Genomic DNA, 18452 nt, shown 5'->3' with positions numbered 1-18452 from the left:
TCAGTAAAATACAATACTTAAAAAGCAAAAAAGCTACTTAAAACAACTTATCGCCTCAATAATCATTATAAATAAGAATATTCTATTTGTAATATTTTGATTACAAAAAAAAGAATTCTAATTTAATCAAAGATCTACTAGCTGCACCATAATATTTATGAAAAACTTAAATTTATGAAAAGAAAAAACCTGCTGGCGCTTGCCTTAATCGGCGCGCTTACTGTATCTATGTTCGCCTGTACGAAAAAAGATGCGGTAGAAACGACAAGCAATGAAGAAATCTCTAAAACTACTTTGTCAAAAATTACTTCCCTGGGCTTCAGTATTGATGGCGCAAGGAAAGTAGAAGGCGGCTATTTAGTGGAAGGAGATATTCTTTTAACTGATGATAACCTCTCAAACACATCAAAAGGTGCCAATTTAAGCATTGCTGAAACAGAGCAGTACAGAACTACCAATTTAGTAACCGGTCTTCCCAGGGTAATTACCATCTCGGTGACCAACCTGCCACAGGTTTACAGCGATGCTGTTGACCAGATGATTACCAGGTACAATGCATTGGGATTGCAACTGACTTTCCAGAGAGCAACTACCGGAACTGTTGGAAACATTGACGTTTTCGGTTTTAATGAAGGACCTAGCGGAGGCTACATTACTTTAGGCTCAGCCGGCTTCCCAACTTCTTCAGGACAACCCTTCAACCAGGTTAAAATGAACACCAATGTGAATGCTTATGGTACGAATCCAAACCTGCTGTATTTGACTTCTGTATTGCAGCATGAAGTAGGCCATTGTATTGGTTTCCGTCATACAGATTACATGAACCGCGCTTACAGCTGTGGAGGAAAAAGGGCTAATGAAGGTACTGCCGGTGTTGGTGCTGTTCAAATTCCAGGTACTCCATCTAAAGCAGATGCAGAATCATTTATGTTGGCTTGCTCTAACGGAGGCAACAGAACGTTTAATGCAAACGACCTAATTGCCCTGAACTACCTTTACTAATAAAAAAACTATTAACTAATCCTTATTCATTCATTATTTATTATTGCGCAGTAGCAGATCGACTTATAATTTGGCGTGCAACCCAAATTCGCCTCCTGGTTTTAAAATCAGGAGGCTTTTTTTGGCCGGAAATAGAAAAGCCTCCCTAAGGAGGCCTTTCATCTATATGGTACAGCCTGTTGTCAGGACAGTACGCTTCCCTCCCCTATTGTTTAAGCACTACAGTTCCAAGACTGGTATTCTGACCAAGAGCTACCTGGACATTCGTCACTGTACTATCTTTATAACCTGTAACAGGAGCAAATTTCACGGAGTAACTTCCACCGGCAAGACCACCCACACTGAATTTACCGGTTAAAGCATCTGCAATTGTACCTACGGTATCTGTTCCGGCGATCACCAATACTTCAGGATGACTCGCTAAAGGCATTACAGTACCAGAGATCAACCCTGAAGTAGCTGCAGTAATTCCTCTGACTACCGGTTTAAGCAAATACTTTCCATTGCCAGTACTCACAATAGATTTTGCAGCGTCGAAATCCAGTAACAATGAATAAGCTACTCCCGGCACAAGGGTAGGATTCTTGCTTAGCTTAACTTTCCATCCTGAGGATTGTCCGCTTGGCGTCTTTAAATCCTGGGTGATGCCATTTACGACAATCGTATTGTTGTCGTTCAGGACCAATCTGATTTCGGTGATTTCACCGGCAGGCATTTCACCTGAAGCGACTAAAATATCAGGGTTGCCCGTTCCGATTCTGAAATCCAGAATATTAAACGTACTTACTGTTGAGGCAAAGACATAAGGTTTACCATCAGATAAAAGTACAATCTCTTTAACACTCAGATTGATCTTGTCAAAGTTCCCCGGCGCATCTGTCATCCGGATTTGAACTTTTGTCGTCCCATCAGTATGGTTGCTACCGTCTTTCTTGCATCCGTTAAGGACGGTCAGCCCTACCGTCAATACGACTAGTCCGGCATATAAGATTCTCTTTTTCATAAGTTTTAGTTTTAAATAGATATTCACATTTTCTTTCTCCAAAATTGAAAAGCGAACATGAAAGTAAGATGAAATTCCAGGATTAATTGGGGGCAAATTTTCATCTTATTTTCATGTTGGCTAATCATCTTTGTCAGACCAGGGCTTTTTACCACAGAATCTTTATATTTATATATGGGCAATACCTCCCTTTTCCGAACTTTACTGAACATCATCATCATTTTGTTGTTGCCTGCGTCCCTGTGGGCAATCACGCCAATGCATGATAAGGTAGCGATTCGCGATAGCCTCAGCCGTCGGCAACAGGAGAAAGAGAAAAAGAAAACAGAGGATAAAGGCGGGCCGGAACAAAACATCCCTGATATCAGAGAAATTCCAAAGGCGAAAAAACAGTCAAGGCCGGTAATTGTTAAACCAAACATTAAAGGCAAACCGATTAAAGTGATCCGTCCAAAAATTAAAAGACCGTAGTATCCAACCTATGAAATTCCTCCTTATTCCCGCGCTCATTTGTTTGCTTTCAATTCAGGTCCGGGCGCAGCAAGACAGTTCAAAAAAAACAACACTTACCCTCGCCGCCCTTTACAACAGCAATGTAAGTTATTACGGACAGGTAACCGATGAAAAGCTTCCCTACATACTCACTAATGCGACCCTCAGGTTTCCGATGGGGCTCCACCTTTCCGCAGGGGCTTATAAACTCTTAAATTATGGCTCAGGAATATCGGAGACAGACCTGGGACTGGGTTACGATTACGATTTTAACGACAAATGGACCGCAGGGATCGCTTATAGCCGTTCATTTTTCCCTGAAAACTCTCCATTACTACAAGCTTCCAATGAAAATAACGTCAACCTGTCGACCAGTTATTTATGGCCATGGTTCAAAACAGATTTCAGCGCAGACTATGCCTTTGGCAAGCAGAGCGATGTTTTTCTAAGTTTATCCAATTCGAAAGAAATCAGTCTCGGCAGTTTATTTAATGAGAAGAATACAATTTATATAGAACCGGCAATTGAGCTGATCGCAGGTACCAAACATTTTTATGAAACTTATACCATAGAAAAGGGTAAACGTGATCAGGCGAAAGGAAAGGGAAAACCAGTTGTACCACCCGGCAAACCAGGGATTCCTGAAACCACAACAGTGGCCAGCAATAGCTTCAACCTCCTGTCTTACAATTTCAAACTGCCATTGAGCCTGAGCCGTGCAAATTACATCGCCGAAATCAATTACCAGTTGTCTGTCCTCGGTCCCGGTGCAGCACCAGAATTAAAGCGTCAGCAGTCCTTCTTTGGCCTTGCTTTTTATTATCAGTTTTAAGTTTTAATTTATGAAAGTTTTAATCATTGAGGACGAAAAAACCCTGGCCCATGAGATGGAGGCTTTTCTGATAAAGGCCTTTTATCTTTGTGATATCGCGTATTCTTTCCAGGATGCAGTCAAAAAAATAGCGTTAAATACTTACGACTATATCCTGATTGACCTCAGCTTACCGGATGGAAACGGGCTGGAGCTCCTTAAGCAGACCAAGAAGGACAATCCTGATTCGATTTACATCATTATCACCGCGAGGACCAATCTCAAAGACCGGGTTTCAGGACTGGATCTGGGTGCCGACGATTACCTGGCAAAACCTTTTTATCTTTTAGAATTGCAGTCCAGAATGCAGGCCATCGCCCGCCGGAGGTTCAGTATCAGTCAGGAACTGTTGTCTATAGGGAAGTTTAATATTGACCTGCAAAAAAGGCTGGTCCTTTTTGAGGAAGCCGAAATTGGACTTTCACGTAAGGAATTCGACCTTTTCAGTTACCTGCTGCTCCATAAAAACAGGGTGCTTACCCGCGCACAACTGAGTGAACACATTTGGGGAACTTTTGTTAATGATGATTATGACTCGAATTATATTGATGCACATATCAAAAATATCAGAAAAAAACTCAACCAATGGGCAGATACCGAATGGCTGGAGACGGTACGCGGTGTAGGTTACCGAATCAGAAAATAATATGAAATTATCAACGAAACTTACCCTTTTTATCACAGGGTCTAAATTGGCTATTGTTTTACTTTTTGTCCTCCTCCTCCCTTTCCTTGTCCGCCAGATTGCTTCTGAATACACCAATTACACCCTGCATCAACAGCGAAAAAAAGTACTGAGCATCGTCAAAAAGAACGGACTGGATTATTATTTCCAGGGCGACGACAATTATGGCAGTTACACCATGTTAAAGGAAGAATTTATTGCCATCATTCCCGTTGCCGATTCCCTTAACATCAATACCATAAAAGACTCACAGCGTCTTTTGGAAAGGGACACGCTCAATTACAGGGTGCTCAGCCATACCTTTAAAGACCATCAAAAAAACTACCTGCTGGAAATCGGGAAGACCACCGCCAGCATCAATCAATACAACAAACCTTTACAGCGGTTTGCATTATATGTTTTGATCATTTTAATCGCGCTAACCATTTTAATCGACCTTACCTTCACCCGTCTGATCATCCGCCCGCTGGCAAAAATTATTAAAAGTAAATTGGTCAGCCGGAAATTCCCTTTCGAAGACCAGCCGCAGCTGATCCAAACCAGTACCACTGATTTTAAATACCTGGACGAGTCGCTCAACGCATTGATGAATCAGATCAATGAAGCCTTTCATAAAGAAAGAGAATTCACCTCCAATGCCTCTCATGAACTCATGACGCCCATTAGTATTCTTCAGAATAAGATGGAAAACCTCCTTGCAGAAGAAGTACTGGATGAGCCATCCACACTGGCGATCATAGAAATGATGAAAACAGTAGACCGGCTAAAGAAAATCTCCGGTTCTTTATTGCTGATCTCCAGAATAGAAAATGAGCAATACATCCGAAAGGAAGAGGTTAAACCCTTGGAATTGTTTAATGAGATTATAGAAGAAATCAGCCATAGGCTGGAAGAGAAAAATATCAAAATCGTTCTTCATATCTCCGAAAATTCCATCGTTAAACAAGTCAACAGGGATTTGTTGTTTCAATTGTTCTTCAACCTTATCCATAATGCGATAAAATTTAACCGTCAGCAAGGAGAAATCATGATAAAAGACGGATATCAAAAAGGAGGCAGCTACGAAATCACCATCAGCGATACCGGCATTGGTATTCCGGAGGAAGATTTGCCCTTTATCTTTGACCGTTTCAGGAAAACAAACCTGGAAGAAAGTGTTGGATACGGTCTTGGCCTGGCCATTGTAAAAAGCATTGCGGTTTACCATCACCTTCATATTGAGGTCCGCTCTGAAATAAAAAAGGGAACGATATTTAACATCGTGTTCCCTGATTATTTTTAGCCGGCTACATCAGAAACGCTCATTACACAGCAATGCCTATTCTTCCTAACTTATTCCTGTAGGTATTGATGTATTTATCCCATTCCGGTTGATATGCTGATTTGTTATACAACAACTGAGCATAGTCAAATGCTTCCCGGCTACAGTGATTTGCAAATATCGTATCTACATATTCAATGCCCGCATCGATCACTTTTTTGATCACTGCAATTTTGCTGAGGCCCATTGCTGTACAAGCTTTATCCAACCACAAACCTTTCCCCAGCAGAACATATTGTACCAGCAAATCTTCTGTTATAAACTCCGCAGGCACATCGTTAATGTCCGGTTGTGTGCGACTGTTGGTAAAGACAGCTACAATTAATTCTTCCCTGATAAATTGAGCCGGAATAAACTGCAGCATTGTCCCTTTTTGTGCAGCCAGCATACAAAGCTCCTGAGAGATGAATCTTTCCGGTATTTCCCGTATAGCAAAACCGTCTTTTTCCACCAATTCCTTACAAAGCGCCGCTGTAATGTATTGTTCAGGGACAAAAGGTAATGCATAAAAGGTCTTTTGTAAAACGGCTAAGCACAAATCTTCGGTTTTATATATTGCAGGAACACGCTTTAGGTTGCGGTAGTTTTGTGCTATTTTTTCTTGCCAGTACGCGGCGTCTTTAAGTGTTCCTGTCTGCCCCTTTAATACAAATTCTCCGTTTTCCAGATCCATCAGCAATTCTTCGAAGGTTTGGGTGAGGGGGTTGTCCAAATGCCGGGCCAGTTCTTTTGAGAAAAAATCTGCTCCGCTTTCATCATCTTCGTAACCATTGTTTTCTTCCGGATGATCGCCCAGCCTATCGTTATAATAGAACAATTCGTTTACATGTTGTTTGATATAGGTGTTGTGGTCATTGGCAATAAATACCGGAGCATAAATTGTGCCTTCACATGCGAAATGCCCATGATTATAATCCGTCATGACCACTTCCGCTGCACTTACATCTCCATTGACAACCACATAAGCACCCCCCAGTAACATACTTTGACAGGTTATATTTCCGCCTACATAGACGAAGGGACCATAATCCCCTTCTTTGTTGATCACACAACCCCCGCAAATGAGATTTCCGTTGATCAGCATCCCTTCTATTCTGGTATCAGCACTCAGCGGTTTAGCTAACCCTGTTTTGCTTAGCCATTTCCTGATGTTATCCTCAAATATATCCAGGTAAAAGTGTCCGCTGATATGAACATCGCCGGTTGCCAATAAAAAATAATCCTCCTCATTCCAGTCGTCATACAAATTAAACCCTTCATACTGTTTTAGAAATGGATACCTGCTGATGACCTCTCCAATCGGAACTAAGCTAAAAAAACACATTGCTCTTATTTTAAATCACGAAAGTATCGAAAAAATGTAAGGAAGATATCCTATATTTTCTATAAATAAAGAAAACGAAAGTCCATGTCATTTGTTTAATTTGCTGATCATTTTATCTAAAAACAAATCCTATGGAAACCAGGAAAACACCTCATGTAGAAGCGCAGATGCTCATCAGAAAACCTGCAGCGATCGTTTTTAACGCATTTATTGATCCGGAGGTCACTAAAAACTTTTGGTTTACCAAAGGAAGCGGGAAACTTGAAACCGGAAAAAGCATCACCTGGGAATGGGAAATGTACGGTGTTTCCAGCACGGTGTTCGTTAGAGAAATCATCACAGACAGAAAGATCTCGGTAGACTGGGATCAGTATTCCACCATCGTCGACTTTGAGTTCGAGCCGATGGGCGATGAAGCAACCTATGTAAAGATTACGCAATATGGCTTTCGGACCACAGGCGACGAATTGCTGGAGGAGATCAGTGGTGCAAGCGGAGGTTTTACGACGGTAGTAGACGGCCTCAAAGCCTATCTGGAACATGGCATCAACCTGAACTTAATTGCCGACAAATTTCCAAAAGGAGTTAAATAAATTAAAAAATATCCTGTTCCGCTCCGGAACAGGATATTTTGTTTTTAAAAGCTTACATCATTTTGATGGTCCATGCATATTTGCAGGGAAGTTCTGCAGGTAGTTTAATCAGCACATCACCTCCTTTTTTAGTCCATACCAATGGCTCTTTTACACCAAGCATGTAAATTTTTGATCCTTCCTTTGGTTGAACTGTTTTAAGCAGCAACTCATTGTTATCCGCCTTATTAAAGATCGCATAAGTGAATTTGCCGTTGTTACTTTGGGTAAACCTGATGTGCTCCCCTTCTTTATAGGTTTTACCACCTTTGGTTGCATAAATGGCTTCTTTATTTACCTTGAGCCAATCGCCCATTTCCTTTAATCTTTCCACACTCGGACCAGGGATTAATCCTTCCGGAGAGGGACCTACATTTAACAGGTAGTTTCCTCCTTTAGCGGTAATGTCAACCAGGTTGTCAATTAAGGTCTGTGAAGATTTCCAGTTATGGTCCGCTTTTACGTATCCCCAGTTGTTGTTGATCGTCATACAGCTTTCCCAATAATCTTGTCCTGCTCCGGCCAGAATTTCCTGTTCCGGGGTATCATAATCGCCTGCAGCGTCTTTATATTTCTTAACGCCCTGCATACCGTCGCGGCCTTTCCCTACCCTGTTGTTGATGATCAGGGAAGGCTTGATGTTGCGCAGGTAATTGTAAAGGTCTTTACCCTGTGCTTCTGTCCATTCCGGAATCCATTCTCCATCAAACCACAGGATTGCAGGATCGTATTTTTTGATCAGCTCTGCCAGCTGGGGCTTTAAATACTCTTCCCGGTATTTGTTGAAATCAGGGTTGACCGTATTTTGATGGATAGAGCCTTTTGACATCGCATCCGGCTGATGCCAGTCCATAATAGAATGATACAAGGCAAACTTAATACCGCCTGCCTTACAGGCATCAGAAAGTTCTTTTAAAATGTCCCTTTTAAAAGGAGAGGCATCCATAATGTCATATTTAGTCAGCTTGCTGTCCCACATGCTAAAACCATCATGGTGTTTTGAAGTGATCACAATATATTTTACTCCTGCATTTTTCGCAATCTCTACCCATTGTTTCGCATCAAATTGCTGCGGGTTAAACTGAGCGGCATATTTCTCATATTCCGCAGTTGGAATTTTATGAGTTTCCATGATCCACTCCGCTCCTCCACCTTTACCATTATACTCCCCCGCAGGAACAGAATAAATGCCCCAATGGATAAACATACCGAAGGTGGCATCGTCCCACCATTGCATGCGCTTGGTTTTAGCTTCTTTTGATTCTTCGAGGTAGTTCTTCTGGGCAAAGACCGCAGAGGACATTAAGATCATTAAACTGATCATCAGGATGTTTTTCTTCATACTTGTTTTAGTTGGCTATAGTAAAGATAGTTGCATTATGATTTACTAATTCTGAGATCCTGCCAAATGATTAAGCGAAATTGGCAACAAGAAAGAGGATTTGTTTTTCTGATGACAGTCTAATATTGTTAAACATTTAGTTTTACATTTTCTTCTGAATAACAAAATACTTAATCTGGGTGATTTGGCCACCGATCAGGAGGGAGCAACGCTGATCCCGCTTTCCGATGTCATCAATGCCTTAAGATTTGTGATCAATACCAGTTCCAAAACCTGCGTTAAAGAAATTGACATGCCTGCTATGCAGGATATTGATCTTTAAATTTCATTACGTATATTTATGTAGTCCGTTTCAACGAGTATGCAGCTGCTTAAAATCCAGATCAACAGAAAAGATGACCATTCAGGAGCCCCGCTCCTGCCTGTTCTGTTATTGCTGATTTTGGGGATTACAGGATTCACAATTTTTCAGGATTTCCTGCATTCAAGCTATCATAACTATGCTTTTTACTTTTCTGAATCGCTCTTATTCAAAAGCTTTTGGCTGCTGTTTTTACCCCTTTCATTTTTGCAGTTCCAACTTTTAAAAAGATCCGTTGCATATGTTCCCGCCACGTTGATCCCGGTCATCCTGCATGTTGTAGCTTTTGCATTTTCCGTCTGGCTATTGTCAGCTTTGTTATTTACCCATACCTATGGATTCAAAGACTTAATCGGTTATACCCTCTCTGAAGACAGCTACAAGTATGTATTAATTTACGGAACAATCCCCTTTCTGTATGCCCGGCAACAGACAGTTGCCCAAAAACAGAAATCATTTCCGACAGCTCCTGTAAAAAGAATCACCATTGGTTCCGCCAGAAATCACATCAGTATTGCTGTTGACGAGATTTTATACATCAGCAGTGCTGCTCCTTATATTGCTATCCGTATCCAACAGAAGAGCCACCTACATGCGGAATCCCTAAAATCCATCCATAAAAAATTAGACCAGCAGCAGTTCATCAGAATCCACAAATCAACCATTCTTAATATGGAACAGGTAAGTTCTTATAAATCCAGACTGAACGGTGATTACGATGTGTTATTGAAAAACGGAGAAAGTCTCCGGTTGAGCAGAAATTATAGTGCAAAGTTTAAAGAACTGATGGGATAAGCACCTCCGCTTGCATCATTATCTCCTCAGGATAGCCTATTTTATTTTACAACACAGGAGCTAAAACAGAATTTTGAGTAAAACCATATCTGTATGAAACTGCACATAAAATCTAATTACCTGGCACTCATTTTAACGATACTGACTTTCAGTTCCTGCAAGGGCCAGGCCGGGAAAAATAATCCGGTTGCCGCCAGAACGCAAACTGTTGGCGGAGGTTGCGACGGTTGTGAACTGATGTATATCGGCATGCCGAAACAAATCAAACCCACCGATACCAGTGCCGGCTGGACAGAAAAAGGGCAAAAGCTACTGATCAGTGGAAGGGCATTTAAGCCTGACGGGAAAAGTCCTGCTCCTGATGTCATCATCTATTACTGGCAAACGGACAGCAAGGGCTATTATTCGCCCGGGAAAGGAATGGATAAAAGAACCCTTCGCCACGGTCATATCCGGGGCTGGGTAAAAACAGATCAACAGGGCAGGTATGCCATATATACCATCCGTCCGGCCACTTATCCCGACCGTTCTGAACCCGCACACATTCATACTTCGATCAAAGAGCCAGGTATCGATACGGAATATTATATTGATGAATTTGTATTTGATGATGATCCCCTGCTGAATGCCAAAAAGAGAAAAGCCCTGGAAAATCGTGGAGGGAGCGGCATTCTGAAGACCTCAGTTTCCGGTAATTTACAAATTGCGAAACACAACATCAGGCTGGGCCTTCACATCCCCAACTATCCGGCAGCCCCTCATTGAGGCGAAAGCAACTTATCTTTGTCAAATCCATAAAAAAGCCGTTCTACTTTTCAGTAAAACGGCTTTTTTCATGAACGAAGGCGCTACAGCTTCTTCAGTCCTTTTGTTTGAGATGGATCAGCTTCGATGATGCTGATCGCATATCCTCCTCCAGGAGCTGCAAACTGAGTTAGTTTTGATTTGCTGTTCAACAACACTTTTCTAATTTGATAAGCCTGTGGATTCGTTTTGTAATGCGCATCTTTTGCGTCACTGTAAATCGTAGCCACATAGGTTTTACCCGGTTGTAAAAAATTAAACGAGATCTTTGAAGTATGGCCGTTCTCTCCGGCTACACTACCTACAAACCAGTTGTTCGTTCCTTTGGCTTTACGTGCTACAGAAACATATTCGCCAGGCTCTGCTTCCAGGTATTTGCTATCGTCCCAATCCATGGCAACATCCTTAATGAATTGAAAAGCATCTAAGAAACGGTTGTAATTCTCCGGCAGATCCGCAGCCATTTGTAAAGGACTGGCCATAGTGACATATAAGGCCAGCTGATTGGCCAGTGTCGCATTCAAATGAGAGTGGTTATCCGGATTCAGCTTTGAGATGTCCATTTCAAAAATACCAGGTGTATAATCCATTGGGCCACCAATCAGACGGGTAAAGGGCAAAATGGTCACATGGTTCGCTTTACTACCGCCAAAGGCCTGATATTCCGTACCACGGGCAGATTCATTGCCGATCAGATTAGGATAAGTACGGTTAATACCTGTCGGCCGAACGGCTTCGTGTGCATTGACCATGATTTTGTACTTCGCTGCTTTTTCCAGTGCATACTGGTAGTGATTGACCAGCCATTGCCCGTAATGGTATTCTCCGCGAGGAATCATGTTCCCTACGTACCCGCTTTTTACCGCATCGTACCCATTGTCTTTCATGAACTGATAAGCCTGATCCAGATGACGTTCGTAATTACGCACTGCACCAGAGGTTTCGTGATGCATGATCATTTTCACGTTTTTACTTTTCGCATAGTCTCTGATTTCCGCTACATTAAAGTCCGGATATGGCGTCACAAAATCAAACACGTCATCTTTGGAATTGCCGAACCAGTCTTCCCAGCCTACATTCCATCCTTCTACCAAAACGCCATCAAAGCCATGTTTGGCAGCAAAATCAATATATTCTTTTACATGAGCTGTATTTGCTGCATGTTTACCATTGGGCTTTACTTTGGCATAATCTGTTACGCCCAACTGGACGCTCGGCAACTCATCAGTATAAGCCCAGGAGCTTTTTCCGGTGATCATTTCCCACCATACCCCAATATATTTACTCGTTTTAATCCAGGAAGTATCTTCTATTTTAGAAGGGTCGTTCAGGTTCAAAGTCATTTTAGAAGCCAGAATGTCACGTGCATCATCACTCACGATCACCGTTCTCCAGGGAGAAGTGGCCGGCGACTGCATATAACCTTTATCCCCTTTTGCATCCGGTGTTAACCAGGACTCGAAAATCATGTTCTGATCATCCAGGTTCAGGTTCATCGTAGAATAATTGATCAACGCAGCTTCATGGATACTGATGTAAAGTCCGTCATTGCTTTTAAGCATTAAAGGCGCCTGTACCCCTGTTTCAGAATATTGGGTCTGAGAGGAGTTATCGGTCACTGCGGTATGGAACAAGCCCCTGATTTCAGAAAGTTTAGAAGTGGTATAGTCATATTCCTGAGTGTCATAATCACCTGGAATCCAGTAGGCCTTCATATCCCCCGACATGGCGAATTGTGTTTTTTCTTCCTTGATGACAAAATAATTCAGGTTTTTCTGCTGAGGGAATTCATAACGGAATCCCAGGCCATCGTTAAAAAGACGAAAGCGGATCAGTATATTCCGGTCGGTTCCTTGTTGGTGTAACGTTACCGCCAATTCGTTATAATGGTTCCTGATATTTTTAAGCTCTCCCCAAACCGGCTGCCAGGTTTCATCAAAAGAGGTTGTTTTGGAATCAGCGATGGTAAACTGATCATATAAAGAAGTCTTTGGATTGGCTGGTCCTGATTTCATTCCCATCTCCGTACCAAACTTTGCAGGAGGTACCTGATCTTTCAACTCCAGGCCCAGTTTCCCTGGTTTAAGCACAACTTTACCTTTATAGCTCAGTTTATAAGTAGGTATCCCTCCGTTCTGAACTGAGAAATTCATCAGCAGTTTTCCATCGGGCGATTTTAGGTCTTGTGCCTTTACCAACTCCGTAGAGAGGCATAAAGACAACAGGGCGATTAATATCCTTTTCACATTTATAATAATTAGGTGTGAAAGCAAAGATATAAATTTAACGGGAACGTTCCCAGAACATTCCCGTTACCTAAATAAAACAGTATAACCAGATCATTATCATCCGGTTATACTGAGCTACCAATTATTTTGCAGCGTTTTTCTTTTCAGTGATCTCGGTACGGATTTCCTGAGCAAGACCTTTGATCTCCTGTAAAGCTTTACGTACTCTGGTTCCTGCAGCACTGTTGCCGCCGTTATAAAATTTCTCTACGTCTGCTTCTGTTGCAGCTACTACTTCTTTTAGTTTTGCAAATTTACTCATGGTTCTTTTTAATTAATTGGTTTTTCCTTAGTTATCTGTGTCAGGCTTTGCATCAAAAAACATCTTTATGGTCTTCTGGATGCGCTTAACAGTGTAAACATAAGGATTAAAAATAAAATTACAAATAAATACTACTAATTCAGTAGACATTATATATATTTGTTTCATCATCAGCAGGAAAGCTGATCAGATATAGTCATGTGGCCGAGTGGCGAGGCACAGGTTTCATAAACCTAGAATGGCGGTTCGATTCCGCTCATGACGTCTAAGTGGTAGCGAAGGTCTGTAGGCCAAGCTTAAACTTTTCCATGTTTTGACAGCTTGTTTACTCATTGCAAGCTGCTTTTCGAAGGTTTCATGCTGCGAAGCACAAACATTTAAGTACTCGTTTAATTTACACTTTGGTTATTAAAAGGCTATCCCTCATCAGATAGCCTTTTTTTTATCAGCGATAAGCAGGTGATAAGCAGGCTATAAGCGAAACTCCTGTTTGCCTCCATGAAGCTTGATTTCTTTTCCCATCCAGACAAACGCACCTTCCAGTTTTTCCGGCAATACCACTATCGCTTTGATGCCCGAATCTTTAGTATTCCGTGTCACTTCAACAGAGATCATACCATCAGGATGTGGCATACTGCCCTTGATCCATTTCAGCTCCGCTAAAGCAGGTGCGATCCTCACCTTTTTAAAAGCCGGAGCATCCGGCATAATCCCGCAAATGGTCGACAGGAAATCATAATCAGGACTGGCGCTCCAGGCATGACAGTCTGAACGGGCGGGTTCAGGTTTTTCCGCAAAAGTACTCAGGCCCAGGGCAAGCATCTTCCGCCAGGGGCTGAGCTGTCCGTAATATTGATCTGCCATTCCCGCTTTCTTCATCGCCTGTGCCAGGTAAAAGCGATAGAAAAAAGTCGCCTGACCAATAGATTGATCAGAAAGCAGGCGCTGCATGACCTCCTTTGATTGTTCCTTTTCCAGGGCCCCGCTAAGTATCGCCCAGATTCCCGCATGCTGACTAAACGAGGATTTATCCGGCGTATCCCCCAAAAGCCCTTTTACCGGGTCATAACATTTGCGATAAGTAGAAGACTTCAGCGATTCTGCACAATTTAGAAAGCTGCTTCCTTCTGCAGCTTTTCCAAATGCCGAAAACAACTCGGCGGCCTGGTTCATCGTATAAGCAGCCTGCAAAGAAATAATTGCAGAACCACCATGCGCAGCCCCGGGTGCTACGCCCCAACCGTCAAAATTATCCCAGTCCGTAAAGTTCCACCACTTCATCGGGCCCAGCATTCCCGTCCTGACATCCTTTCGTTCCATGTACCAGGACATCACCTCGTTAATGGCAGGCAGAAATTGCCTGACAAATTCGTCATCTCTTTTGTGCATCCAGTAATCATGGACCATCGATACCCAGAATAAAGAAAAGGGTGGAATGATCTGTAAACGGTTACTGGGATAACGTCCCTGCGTAAGCCCTTCCGGGGTTCTTGAATGGTAAAAATCCAGAATTGCTTTGCGCATCAAACGATCATCACCAGTCAGGTACAAAGAGATCAGTGCCTGAATCCTGCTATCTCCCGTATACTGAAGCTGTTCATAATAAGGGCAATCGTAATACAGGTCGCCTGCACAAAGCTGTGCGGTACGCCAGCCTACATTCCAAATCTGCTCCAATGATGGATCGCTGCTACTAAACGAAGCCTTCATCTCCAGAGGATAACCGGTCATCATTCCATAAAAATCATCAACAACCAACGCTTCATCTTTTGTGCTGATCTCCATTTCCACATAGCGGTAAGTACGCAGCCAAAGCGGGCGAAACTTCCTTCCTATACCCCCATCTGCAATAAACACATCGTAATTGCCAATAATTTCCTTCCCATCAATTTCATTTCTGTTGCCCTTATTCCGGTCTTTATCCACCAGCGCCTCTGCATAAGTCAGCTTAATCACCGCCCCCTTGCCCCCACTTAACCGCAGTTCCGGATAGCCTATGCAATTTACCCCATGGTCCAGCAAAATTTTAACAGATTGATTGGCCGCAATATTCATCGGCTGTTTACCGGTTAAGAATGCTGCCGGAGCAGTGTTGTCCGTACTTCTTCTGATCCTGCTGAATCTGGAAATATGTTCCGTAAACAAAGGAATATTTCTTGGCTTTAAAGTCCATAAATTATCCGTTCCATACCCAACCGGGACGGGTTGTGCGATACTTTTCGCAGCAGTCCAGGAAGTATCGTCATAGCCGGGCATTTCCCAACCCCATGGATACAAATCGCCTGCTACATGATCTCCCGGACCAACCACCATATATGCCCTCAACCTTTCTCCATTGTCCAGGGAAGTTGGGGAATACGCTTTATTTTGAAGCACCTTCCAGGAAGCATCCGTATTTACCACTGCCTCTGCCGCGGTATTGCCTTGCATGACAAAACCGGTCTGATTAGAAATCTGCGCCACCGGAGCCAGATCCCCCATATTCCAAACCTCTGCTGCAATGACATTATTTCCCTGTTTTAAATAGCGGGCAATATCCAGACTTTCAAAATACCAGTTGAACAGGTCGCCCCTTGCAGGGCCTGAACACACCGCCTGTCCGTTTACAAATAAACGGTATCGGTTATCAGCGCTAAGATGGACCACAAAAGATGCTGGTACTGCCGGCAATGAAAAACCCTTTCTAAAATGGTAAATTCCATATTCCCGTTGTGCAGCATGTGGCTTGGTAATCCAGGAAGCAGGCCAGGAACCAGTCAGCAAAGCGGGATTAATGGCTATATCCTGTGCCTGGCTTAGCGCAACAGCAAACAGCATCCCTATGAGCATTAATTTTTTTCCTATTTTCATTTTATTTGTTTGCCGTCTTCAGTTTTACTTCATCGCCTTTTTTTAAATATTTCTACACCATCCTGATATACGCAGGCCACAATCACCCAACACACTATATACCAGATTATTGAAAAGGATTAAATCTAACCATTCCCTTTCATTTTTGGTGAGAATTGAACCGATTTAATACTTCCGGATGCAAATACTTGTCAGTAACTTTAGTCGATGATCCACAAAACCATTTTTTACCGCCTGATATTTATTTTAACTCTTGCCCCCTTTCTTCTTTACGCCCAGGAAACACCGCCGCATCCAAAGACGCCTATGATGGGCTGGTCAAGCTGGAATAATTTCCGTGTAGACATCAATGAGCAGGTGATGAAAGCCCAGGCTGATGCAATGGTGCTTACCGGACTTAAAAAGGCTGGTTATAATTTTATAAATATGGATGATGGATTTTTTGGCGGAAGAAATGAAAAAGGAGAACTCCTGGTGCATGGTAAACGCTTTCCTTCGGGGATGAAAGCCCTCGCCGATTACATCCATAGTAAGGGGCTTAAAGCGGGGATATATTCGGATGCGGGGATCAATACCTGTGCATCGATATGGGATAAAGACACGATTGGAGTGGGCTCCGGACTTTATGGCCATGATGAGCAGGATTTAAACCTGATGCTTAAAACCTGGGGTTATGACTTCATTAAGGTCGACTGGTGTGGCGGAGAAAAGCTGGCCTTAGACGAAGAGATGCGTTATACACAAATCGCAAATCATATTAAAAGGATAAAAAAAGAGGCTTTATTCAATATTTGCCGCTGGCAGTTTCCAGGAAAATGGGCCATTGAAATTGCAGATTCCTGGCGGATCTCCGGCGATATCAATAATAAATTTGAATCGATTTTAAACATTATAGATAAAAATGCCGATCTGTGGAAATATAGTTCTCCCGGCCATGTGAATGATATGGATATGCTGCAGGTAGGCCGCGGCATGAGCTACGAGGAAGATAAGTCACATTTCAGCATGTGGGCCATGATGAACTCCCCACTATTGCTCGGTAATGACCTGAGAACAATTTCCAAAGAGACATTGACCCTTGTCACCAATACAGAGGTCATCGCGCTCAATCAGGACAAGCTTGGCTATCAGGCACGCAGGTTAAAAAAGTCAGGAGAACTGGAAATCTGGGCAAAACCATTGGTGTCTACCATGAGTGGGCTGGTTGCAGTAAGCCTGTTGAACAGATCAGACAAAACCGCTTCGGTTGATCTTGATCTGGAAAGTCTGGGGTTTGACCTCAGTCACCATTATACGATCAGAGATTTATGGAAACATCAAGATTATCCGGCAACAAAAGCAAAAACAGAAAGGTTTGAACTTCCAGCACATGGTGTCATCACGTTAAAAATCAAAGGGAAATTAATTCCTTTTAATATCTTCCAATCGGAAAAGTAAGGGTATTTTTTCAGCGGGAATATTAATAAGACAAGGATCTTAATAAAAGGAAGTTTTAGACTTCCTTTTATTTCTAATTCACTACACTTTTTGATATTTTGAATTTTCCATCATTGGACGAAAATACCCTTTGATACAATTGGGGTTTCTGATGCAGATTTGAATGTGATCTTTTTCTTTAAAGCCGGCATTTTCATACAGTTCTTCGCCTTCTGAAAATACACCACGAATAGAATCAAATGGTTGAATAGCCCCCAGGTCCCTAAAAAAATGCAAGTGCTCAATTACAGCGCAATCCAATTCCCGAAGTAATAAATCATTATTCCTTCCCAAGGGTGTATTTACAGGCATATCCTTTCCCAAGATAATGCGAAAAAGCTTCAACATATCATGCGCCTCCTTTATTAAAGAGAGATTCTGATAATCCAGTAAATCGAGGCAAAAACCCAAATTTAATACTGCTCCAATTACTGCCGGATTTTTCACAGGTCTTATTGACTTTCCGGGATTGGCTTTTAAAAACTCAGCAAACTCTAATGCTCTTGCAGGACTATTATCCCACATATAAACACCATGACCTAGCCAGTCGTACTTGTTGGTGCTCTTACGAAGCGCCGTTTTCCCAGTCAACACTTCTGACACCAGGCTTTCATCGCAACCATGAAAGCCTAAAATCAGCCCAGGTCTCGTAGAATACATAGATTCCGATACGGGTAATCTTTACATGCCTCCTTACTTTTACAAAGCTCTTTTGTATACGCCCTCATCGCATTTGTAAATTCTCGTCTTTCTCTATCTGACATTATGCCGTTCCCTTATTTTGATACTTGGCCTGGTCTAGAAGAATAGATAGATTCCGGTACGGCTTACGCAAATTTCCCTTTGGAGTCAATATGCCAGCTTTAACAAAATGATTTTTTACTGCTTCCTTACTCTTGGAAATCTTTTTTGTATAAGCCCTCATTGCTTTTATACATTCTTTT

The 18452-nt window shown here is 42.3% G+C and carries 17 protein-coding genes and 1 tRNA gene; 11 read left to right on the top strand and 7 right to left on the bottom strand.

Going from position 1 to position 18452, the window contains the following annotated elements:
* The first annotated feature begins 174 nt into the window (after positions 1-174).
* On the top strand, positions 175-1002 hold the full coding sequence (locus BLQ87_RS18750) for a M57 family metalloprotease (RefSeq protein WP_074609770.1): 828 nt from the start codon (positions 175-177) through the stop codon (positions 1000-1002).
* A 205-nt stretch (positions 1003-1207) separates the two neighbouring features.
* Here BLQ87_RS18750 and BLQ87_RS18745 read toward each other — a convergent pair whose 3' ends face one another.
* Positions 1208-2005 (bottom strand): DUF4382 domain-containing protein, encoded by a 798-nt coding sequence (locus tag BLQ87_RS18745; RefSeq protein ID WP_074610031.1) that lies wholly within the window; start codon positions 2003-2005, stop codon positions 1208-1210.
* A gap of 174 nt (positions 2006-2179) precedes the next feature.
* On the opposite strand from BLQ87_RS18745, the gene BLQ87_RS18735 reads away from it, so the two are divergent.
* From BLQ87_RS18735 to BLQ87_RS18720, 4 genes are read left to right on the top strand one after another with little or no spacing between them, the layout of a single operon-like run.
* A complete protein-coding gene (locus BLQ87_RS18735; protein WP_143010480.1) occupies positions 2180-2476 on the top strand; it encodes a hypothetical protein in 297 nt (98 codons plus the stop codon).
* Between the two features lie 10 nt (positions 2477-2486).
* Positions 2487-3329 carry a hypothetical protein gene (locus BLQ87_RS18730; RefSeq protein ID WP_074609764.1) on the top strand — a complete coding sequence of 281 codons (843 nt, stop codon included), beginning with the start codon at positions 2487-2489 and terminating at the stop codon, positions 3327-3329.
* A gap of 10 nt (positions 3330-3339) precedes the next feature.
* Positions 3340-4014 carry a response regulator transcription factor gene (locus BLQ87_RS18725; protein WP_074609762.1) on the top strand — a complete coding sequence of 225 codons (675 nt, stop codon included), beginning with the start codon at positions 3340-3342 and terminating at the stop codon, positions 4012-4014.
* Position 4015: 1 nt separating this feature from the next.
* A complete protein-coding gene (locus BLQ87_RS18720; RefSeq protein ID WP_074609759.1) occupies positions 4016-5335 on the top strand; it encodes a sensor histidine kinase in 1320 nt (439 codons plus the stop codon).
* Positions 5336-5357: 22 nt separating this feature from the next.
* Here the strand turns inward: BLQ87_RS18720 and BLQ87_RS18715 are convergent, their stop codons facing one another.
* Positions 5358-6698, bottom strand: coding sequence for a bactofilin family protein (locus BLQ87_RS18715; RefSeq protein ID WP_074609757.1), 1341 nt, complete (start codon positions 6696-6698; stop codon positions 5358-5360).
* A 131-nt stretch (positions 6699-6829) separates the two neighbouring features.
* Here BLQ87_RS18715 and BLQ87_RS18710 point away from each other — a divergent pair, with 131 nt between their 5' ends.
* The gene (locus tag BLQ87_RS18710; RefSeq protein ID WP_074609755.1) at positions 6830-7291 is read left to right on the top strand and encodes an SRPBCC family protein; all 462 of its coding nucleotides are present in this window, start codon (positions 6830-6832) and stop codon (positions 7289-7291) included.
* A 52-nt stretch (positions 7292-7343) separates the two neighbouring features.
* Here the strand turns inward: BLQ87_RS18710 and BLQ87_RS18705 are convergent, their stop codons facing one another.
* Positions 7344-8672, bottom strand: coding sequence for an alpha-L-fucosidase (locus tag BLQ87_RS18705; protein ID WP_074609752.1), 1329 nt, complete (start codon positions 8670-8672; stop codon positions 7344-7346).
* Positions 8673-8856: 184 nt separating this feature from the next.
* On the opposite strand from BLQ87_RS18705, the gene BLQ87_RS33830 reads away from it, so the two are divergent.
* The 3 genes from BLQ87_RS33830 (at position 8857) to BLQ87_RS18695 (ending at position 10593) form a co-directional block, all read left to right on the top strand.
* Complete coding sequence (locus BLQ87_RS33830; protein WP_172664867.1) at positions 8857-8994, top strand: hypothetical protein; 138 nt, start codon at positions 8857-8859, stop codon at positions 8992-8994.
* Between the two features lie 39 nt (positions 8995-9033).
* Positions 9034-9828: a LytR/AlgR family response regulator transcription factor gene (locus BLQ87_RS18700; RefSeq protein WP_074609750.1), complete on the top strand. Its 795-nt coding sequence runs from the start codon at positions 9034-9036 to the stop codon at positions 9826-9828.
* A 93-nt stretch (positions 9829-9921) separates the two neighbouring features.
* On the top strand, positions 9922-10593 hold the full coding sequence (locus BLQ87_RS18695) for a dioxygenase family protein (RefSeq protein ID WP_074609747.1): 672 nt from the start codon (positions 9922-9924) through the stop codon (positions 10591-10593).
* 83 nt (positions 10594-10676) lie between these two features.
* Here the strand turns inward: BLQ87_RS18695 and BLQ87_RS18690 are convergent, their stop codons facing one another.
* On the bottom strand, positions 10677-12878 hold the full coding sequence (locus BLQ87_RS18690) for a glycoside hydrolase family 97 protein (RefSeq protein ID WP_074609745.1): 2202 nt from the start codon (positions 12876-12878) through the stop codon (positions 10677-10679).
* Between the two features lie 124 nt (positions 12879-13002).
* A complete protein-coding gene (locus tag BLQ87_RS18685) occupies positions 13003-13182 on the bottom strand; it encodes a histone H1 (protein WP_073230680.1) in 180 nt (59 codons plus the stop codon).
* A 194-nt stretch (positions 13183-13376) separates the two neighbouring features.
* On the opposite strand from BLQ87_RS18685, the gene BLQ87_RS18680 reads away from it, so the two are divergent.
* Positions 13377-13447 (top strand) — tRNA-Met (locus BLQ87_RS18680).
* Positions 13448-13653: 206 nt separating this feature from the next.
* On the opposite strand, the gene BLQ87_RS18675 is transcribed toward BLQ87_RS18680, so the two are convergent.
* Entirely contained in the window at positions 13654-16032 is a 2379-nt protein-coding gene (locus BLQ87_RS18675; RefSeq protein WP_074609743.1) for a family 78 glycoside hydrolase catalytic domain, read from the bottom strand.
* Between the two features lie 207 nt (positions 16033-16239).
* Here BLQ87_RS18675 and BLQ87_RS18670 point away from each other — a divergent pair, with 207 nt between their 5' ends.
* On the top strand, positions 16240-17469 hold the full coding sequence (locus BLQ87_RS18670; RefSeq protein WP_074609740.1) for a glycoside hydrolase family 27 protein: 1230 nt from the start codon (positions 16240-16242) through the stop codon (positions 17467-17469).
* Positions 17470-17550: 81 nt separating this feature from the next.
* Here the strand turns inward: BLQ87_RS18670 and BLQ87_RS18665 are convergent, their stop codons facing one another.
* Complete coding sequence (locus BLQ87_RS18665) at positions 17551-18168, bottom strand: hypothetical protein (RefSeq protein WP_074609738.1); 618 nt, start codon at positions 18166-18168, stop codon at positions 17551-17553.
* Between the last annotated feature and the right edge of the window lie 284 nt (positions 18169-18452).

Source organism: Pedobacter steynii (genome assembly GCF_900103665.1).
GTDB lineage: Bacteria > Bacteroidota > Bacteroidia > Sphingobacteriales > Sphingobacteriaceae > Pedobacter > Pedobacter steynii.
This window is presented reverse-complemented; position numbering and strand designations above follow the sequence as displayed.

Excerpts from the sequence above, each read along its gene's own strand:
- BLQ87_RS18750 (WP_074609770.1), top strand. The coding sequence starts at position 175 with ATGAAAAGAAAAAACCTGCTGGCGCTTGCCTTAATCGGCGCGCTTACT.
- BLQ87_RS18745 (WP_074610031.1), bottom strand. The coding sequence starts at position 2,005 with ATGAAAAAGAGAATCTTATATGCCGGACTAGTCGTATTGACGGTAGGG.
- BLQ87_RS18735 (WP_143010480.1), top strand. The coding sequence starts at position 2,180 with ATGGGCAATACCTCCCTTTTCCGAACTTTACTGAACATCATCATCATT.
- BLQ87_RS18730 (WP_074609764.1), top strand. The coding sequence starts at position 2,487 with ATGAAATTCCTCCTTATTCCCGCGCTCATTTGTTTGCTTTCAATTCAG.
- BLQ87_RS18725 (WP_074609762.1), top strand. The coding sequence starts at position 3,340 with ATGAAAGTTTTAATCATTGAGGACGAAAAAACCCTGGCCCATGAGATG.
- BLQ87_RS18720 (WP_074609759.1), top strand. The coding sequence starts at position 4,016 with ATGAAATTATCAACGAAACTTACCCTTTTTATCACAGGGTCTAAATTG.
- BLQ87_RS18715 (WP_074609757.1), bottom strand. The coding sequence starts at position 6,698 with ATGTGTTTTTTTAGCTTAGTTCCGATTGGAGAGGTCATCAGCAGGTAT.
- BLQ87_RS18710 (WP_074609755.1), top strand. The coding sequence starts at position 6,830 with ATGGAAACCAGGAAAACACCTCATGTAGAAGCGCAGATGCTCATCAGA.
- BLQ87_RS18705 (WP_074609752.1), bottom strand. The coding sequence starts at position 8,672 with ATGAAGAAAAACATCCTGATGATCAGTTTAATGATCTTAATGTCCTCT.
- BLQ87_RS18700 (WP_074609750.1), top strand. The coding sequence starts at position 9,034 with ATGCAGCTGCTTAAAATCCAGATCAACAGAAAAGATGACCATTCAGGA.
- BLQ87_RS18695 (WP_074609747.1), top strand. The coding sequence starts at position 9,922 with ATGAAACTGCACATAAAATCTAATTACCTGGCACTCATTTTAACGATA.
- BLQ87_RS18685 (WP_073230680.1), bottom strand. The coding sequence starts at position 13,182 with ATGAGTAAATTTGCAAAACTAAAAGAAGTAGTAGCTGCAACAGAAGCA.
- BLQ87_RS18675 (WP_074609743.1), bottom strand. The coding sequence starts at position 16,032 with ATGAAAATAGGAAAAAAATTAATGCTCATAGGGATGCTGTTTGCTGTT.
- BLQ87_RS18670 (WP_074609740.1), top strand. The coding sequence starts at position 16,240 with ATGATCCACAAAACCATTTTTTACCGCCTGATATTTATTTTAACTCTT.
- BLQ87_RS18665 (WP_074609738.1), bottom strand. The coding sequence starts at position 18,168 with ATGTATTCTACGAGACCTGGGCTGATTTTAGGCTTTCATGGTTGCGAT.